Source organism: Thiocystis minor (assembly GCF_016653465.1).
Taxonomy (GTDB): Bacteria; Pseudomonadota; Gammaproteobacteria; order Chromatiales; family Chromatiaceae; genus Chromatium; species Chromatium minus.
On sequence record NZ_NHSQ01000173.1, the window covers coordinates 1 to 5551 of the forward strand.

General features: G+C 61.1%; 8 protein-coding genes. All 8 read left to right on the top strand.

Going from position 1 to position 5551, the window contains the following annotated elements; translation table 11 throughout:
- On the top strand, nucleotides 1–857 hold an 857-nt coding region (locus CCR95_RS22600), incomplete at its 5' end, for a cobaltochelatase CobT-related protein (RefSeq protein ID WP_201098721.1).
- Nucleotides 858–943: 86 nt separating this feature from the next.
- The gene (gene nrdD / locus CCR95_RS22605) at nucleotides 944–1087 is read left to right on the top strand and encodes an anaerobic ribonucleoside-triphosphate reductase (RefSeq protein WP_201098736.1); all 144 of its coding nucleotides are present in this window, start codon (nucleotides 944–946) and stop codon (nucleotides 1085–1087) included.
- 92 nt (nucleotides 1088–1179) lie between these two features.
- Nucleotides 1180–1956, top strand: a complete 777-nt coding sequence (locus CCR95_RS22610; RefSeq protein WP_201098723.1) for an N-6 DNA methylase — start codon at nucleotides 1180–1182, stop codon at nucleotides 1954–1956.
- A 286-nt stretch (nucleotides 1957–2242) separates the two neighbouring features.
- Entirely contained in the window at nucleotides 2243–2776 is a 534-nt protein-coding gene (locus tag CCR95_RS22615; protein WP_201098725.1) for a JAB domain-containing protein, read from the top strand.
- A 129-nt stretch (nucleotides 2777–2905) separates the two neighbouring features.
- On the top strand, nucleotides 2906–3340 hold the full coding sequence (locus CCR95_RS22620; protein WP_201098728.1) for a hypothetical protein: 435 nt from the start codon (nucleotides 2906–2908) through the stop codon (nucleotides 3338–3340).
- 116 nt (nucleotides 3341–3456) lie between these two features.
- On the top strand, nucleotides 3457–3984 hold the full coding sequence (locus tag CCR95_RS22625; protein WP_201098730.1) for a hypothetical protein: 528 nt from the start codon (nucleotides 3457–3459) through the stop codon (nucleotides 3982–3984).
- A gap of 147 nt (nucleotides 3985–4131) precedes the next feature.
- A complete protein-coding gene (locus CCR95_RS22630; RefSeq protein ID WP_242523437.1) occupies nucleotides 4132–5148 on the top strand; it encodes a DUF7146 domain-containing protein in 1017 nt (338 codons plus the stop codon).
- Nucleotides 5149–5267: 119 nt separating this feature from the next.
- Nucleotides 5268–5551: hypothetical protein (locus CCR95_RS22635; protein ID WP_201098734.1), on the top strand; the 284-nt coding region annotated here is incomplete at its 3' end.

Sequence of the window (5551 nt, forward strand, 5' to 3'; positions counted from 1 at the left end):
TGGAGGCCGGAGAATACGATCTCGATCAGGATCTCTTCGAGACCGCCAAGACCCTGTTGGAAACCGAGTCGAGAAGGAACGGACACCAGACCATGCTCCCGATCGGTGAGGAAGCCTCTCTTCTGTGTTCAGCAGGGAAACGCCTTCTCCATGACGTGCAAGGGGAATCGCGGGCCTTAACGGCCCGACTGCAAGGATTGGTGCAATCCGCCCAAATGGATCGGCCATACGCCGTTCGTCAGGGGAAAAAACTGATTGCTCACCGTCTGCACCGCGCGGGCGTTGGCGATTCGAGGCTGTTCGCCCGGAAGACGGAACGGACGGCACCGAACACGGCGGTGCATCTTCTGATCGACCTGTCGGGGTCAATGGGGAACTATTACGGCAGCGAATCGCAGAGCGACATCGCTCAGAAGTCCGCTTTGGCGCTGGCACTCGCACTCGACACCATTCAAGGCGTGTCGGTCGCGGTGACCGCCTTTCCAGGCTTCCATGGGGAGGACGAAAAGGTCTCCCGCCTGATCCAGCATGGGCAACGGCCCGCCAGACGTGCGGGCGCTTTCCTGCAACAGCCGCGCGGTAGCACGCCCTTGACGCAGGCGTTGTGGTACACCGCCGCCGATCTCTTGCAGCGACAGGAGCGGAAGCGGGTGATCCTGGTGATGACCGACGGCAAGCCCGATGACGTGATCGGGGCGACGAACATCATCGAACAATGCCAGGCAACTGGCATCGAGATCGCCGGCATCGGTATCAAGATCGACGTGTCGTGGCTGTTTCCACGTCACATCCAGATCGATTCCCCTGCCGATCTTAAGAAAACGCTGTTCGGTCTCGCCGAGCAGTTCCTCGTTTAGGGCCACTGCCGCCCGCAGGTCCACCGATCTTTTCGGTGGGTCTACGGGCATGGAGACGGTCGATGGAAAAACCTGACCAGCAATAGATCGGCCTGTCCGATACCGAACGCACACCGTGCGAAGTGTGGACTCGCGTCATGGGGTATCACCGCCCGGTGTTGGCCTTCAATCACGGCAAACGCGCCGAACACGACGAACGACGCCTGTTCCGCGAGATCAAGACGCACTAATCGTGCGTTGACTTTCCGCCCGGCAACCGCCGGGTTCATTCACCCCAGGGGATCGCTCCCCAGGGGGGCGGTCCTTTTTTCGAGGTCCGCCAATGGTTAAAACGAAAACCGCTCTAAAAGATCGCCAGTCTCCCGCGCGTCACCTGTCGCGCGACATCGAAACCCTTGCGAACCGAGGGCGGCGCTACCGTCCCGACGAGTGGCTGTATTTCCTTTGCCAGGACGTGCTGGCCGGCTTCGGGCGGCGGCTTCAACAGCCCTGGGACGAAGAACGCCAGGAGGCGTTGCACGCGCTGTCGAGTCTCTACGGCAATCTGGTCGGCGAGCATCCCTGGACTGACATTTTGGGTCCAACCTACATGGAACTCGGTTCGAGCGGCCAGCAACGCTGGTTAGGCCAATACTTTACGCCACAAACCGTGGCGTCCTGCATGGCCGAGATGCAACTCGCCGGACTGGATGCGCACCTGCACAGCAAGACACGCATCCGGGTGATGGAGCCAACCTGCGGGTCGGGTGTGATGCTACTGGCGGCGTGCGATAGCGTGCAGCGCCACCATGGCGTCAGCGCCCTGCAGCAGTTCGCCTTGACCGCGATCGATCTGGATCGCCTCTGCGCGGAAATGACGGCGACCCAACTGCTGGCCAATGCCACGCTCCACGGCGCACTCGGCGAAGTGCACGTCTACCAGGGCAACGCGCTCACGCACGAAGGCATGCACGTCATCGTGTCGCTCGCGTGGCCGCCGATGGACGAAGACGGTCTGTTGGAAAACCTGACGGTTCCGTCCTGCCCGATGCCGATCGGCGTGAACGCCATTCCCGCCGCGTCTGCGATCCGGGTTGGCGAGCAACTGTCGCTGTTTTAAGGCAGATCGTGACCTAATCGTCACCGAAGCGATGGATTTCGGGGCCAATGCGCCCCGGAACCTGTCCCCTCCGCATCCCCGTTGGGTGCGTGTCGAGCGGACAGGTTTCCCGCGATCTCACCTGGTTGAGGTCGTCATCGCCTGCGCGGGCGATCCATCAAGACCGCGCGCACCACCGGCAAGCTCGCGCTTGCACTCAACTCGCCAGCATCCGCTGGTTCAACCCCCTGGGGAGATTTGCATCTTCCCTTTGGGAATCATGCGTCTCCCCAAATTGGAGATCCGCATGCGCAAACACGTCTCTGAACAAACCGGCCTGACCGGGACAAGCATTCGTCAACAGGAGGAAGCCGCACTCTATACGGTGACGGCTGACACGAACGCCGAATCCGTCATCCTTCAGCAAGCGATGGCGATCATCGAGCGACGCATGAAGACGGTCGACAAGCAGGCACTCACCGCGCCCAAAGAAACCATGCTTTATCTACAGATGCGTCTTGGGCATCTGGACATTGAAGTCTTCGGGGCGCTCTGGCTGAACAATCGTCATCAAGTCCTCGCTGCCGAGGATTTATTCAGCGGCACGCTCGATACCGCCGCCGTGTATCCGCGAGAAGTCGTGAAAAAGGCGCTGCAACACAACGCTGCGGCTGTCGTTTTTTACCACAACCACCCCTCTGGCCACGCGGAACCCAGTGCGCCGGATCTCGCGATCACGACGAAATTGAAACACGCGCTGGGTGTGATCGAGGTCCGCGTGCTCGATCACATCGTGGTCGCTGAATCCTGCACCTCCATGGCCGAACGCAACCTGCTTTAAACGTCCCTGCATCGCGGCTTTTCCGGCCGCTCTTCACCATCGTGTCAGCATCCTGCTGGCAGGATTCCCTGGGGAGACTCATCTTCCCTTTGGGAAGCATGCGCCTCCTCGTGTCTTCGGAGACAGCGCATGAACGATCTCTATGTCATCCAGGTGACCGGCGGTTCCTCAACCATCGGGCATCACGTTGCTGAACGCCGGCGTCGGCAGGTGCTCGACTGGTTAGGTCTGCCCTGTGCCGCCGTGCCGTTGGGCAGCGACGAACATCTTCAGGCTTACCACACGGCCATGCGCCTTGGGCGTGAGCATCATCAGGCCACCGGCCAACGGTGTTGGGCCGATCTGGTTCCCACTTTGGTTGGGCTGGAGCAGCACCGGGTTGCGGTGTACGACCCAGAGGGCCGCGAAACCAGGCGGTTCTGGGTCGCCAGGTCGAGCGGCTGGATGCCCTGCCACCTCTCGTTGCTGCGCATCACGTCGCGGGCGGGTTTTCCCGCTGATGTCGAGCCGGGCGAAACCGTCCGGGTCATTCGCCGCCGGCCCTCGCGGATTCGCGCGCGCTGACCCGCGCCTGCGCCAGATCGCTGGCATTTACCCCCAATGGGAGACGTACTCCTGCGGGGGCGTTGCCCGTGACGAATGGAAGATTATCGATGAATCAATATCTTGTGAGCAAAGACATGATCGTGCGTGTCAATGTCACCGTGACGGCGACCTCCGAAGACGAGGCGCTGGCCTTCGCAAAACAACACAACCGCCAGCTCGATTGGGAGCGCGAAGCCGATTCCTGGTTCATCGAATTCAACCATCCCTGTTGGCTCGTTGAAAAACGCGACATTCCAGCACCGAGTTTCGACCCTGCCGAACTGCTCGAAAACGTGCTCGTGAAGGCGCGGGAATCGCTCCGCTCGACCAGTCCCGTGAGCGATGGGATCTACGCCGATTGGCTGGAAAATCTCATCATCAATCAAATGGATGTGCTCGATGCGCTCGCGAGCGCAACGCCGAAGAACGCTCCCGGCCCGATCGTCTGGGTCGAAGCAGACAAGCGCCGCTTCAGTTTTATGGCGTCGGACGCTTTGTTCCGCCTCGTGTTGTTGGCGCGGGCAGCCGGCTTGTCGACGCCGGAGACCGAGGAGGCGCAAGCCTTCTGTGCACGATACGGAAACAAGCTGGATGCGATGTTGACGACGGTTCAGGTCGGCTAGTTCATCGGCCAGTTTGACGCCTTTCCGATCGGAAAGGCCAATACCAAAACCTCTCACCCTAGCGGGAAGCGTCTCCCCGCGAGGGGTACGTCTTCCTTTTTTCAACGAGTTTAAAGCATTGGAAGTCGTATGACATTAGACGCCACGTTGGTTAGAACACACGCGCAGGGCCGCTGGATTGGCATCCTGCATCATCTGGTTCCGGCGTTGGAACCCGCTCTGGAGCGTCCGGGACGACATGGCGCGTGCCCCATTCATGGCGGCACCGATGGGTTTCGCGTTTTTCGGGATGTCGCCCATACCGGCGGGGGCATCTGCAATTCCTGCGGTGCCTTCCCGGATGGGTTTGCGCTGCTGAGATGGCTCACCGGCTGGACTTTCCCGGTCGTGCTGGAGGCGGTTGGCGCGTCCTTGGGATTGACCGAGCACGGTGCTCGGCTACCCGTTCGGACGTTAGCGGCACCTTCGGCACCGACGCCGCGATCAGTCACCGCTTGTCAACAGGCGTTGCGGTCGACCTGGAGCGAATCGATTGATCCCACCGATTCGGCGGCTTGGCCGCTGTGGCGGTATTTAGAGCATCGTGGTGTCGGTCCCTCCCTGGCGTGGCTGGACCCGCGGGTGGTGCGGTTTCATCCGCATCTCGCCTACTACGAGAACGGGCGCGCGACCGGCCATTACCCGGCCATGGTCGCACGGGTGAGCGATCCGCACGGAAAAGCGGTCACGCTGCATCGCACCTACCTGCACCGCAACGGTGCTTGGAAGGCCACGGTGTCGAGTCCCAAAAAGTTGATGCCGCCCGTGGCCTCGATGACGGGCGGCGCGATCCATCTCGCGTCGGTTGACGCGGCGATGGGCGTGGCCGAGGGCATCGAAACCGCCTTGGCGGCACGCTGCCTCTCCGGGCAACCGGTGTGGGCGGCGGTCAGTGCGACGCTGCTGGCAAAGTTTGAACCGCCCGCCGGGGTCCGTCAGGTGACGATCTGGGCGGACCGGGATCGTCGCGAAACCGGCGAACAAGCCGCCGCGACCTTGCAGGAACGCCTCCTGCGATCCGGGGTCGAGGCGCGCATCCAACTGCCCAATCGGGCCATTCCCCAGGGACGAAAAGGGGTGGACTGGGCGGATGTCATCCAATCAACGCAACCGCAAGCGGCCTAGACCGCTCATCAAACCGCCAATCCCCGCACGGGGATTAGTGGTCTTTCAATCCCCGCAATTCTGACGAAAGCCACGGCAATTCCGCTGCGGCATTTTCACAAAACATAAGAGATTATCCCATGGCAAACAACTACTTGCAATTCTCCGTCATGCTTCCCTTGCCCGAGAGCGAGGGCGCACAGGAAGCCGTCAAGGCTTTCTGGGACGAATTTCAGAAACAACGCGACGAGGCCGAGGAATCCGGCGACCCAGACGATTGGGACGAAAAATACGACATCCAGTCCGAACTGAGCGACGGAAAGGTCTGGATCTACGCGGACGAAACCGGATCGGTGGAGGCGGTGGTCGAGTTCATCCAGGAATACCTGGAGCATTTCCAGATAGACGGCGGAGTTTATTTTTC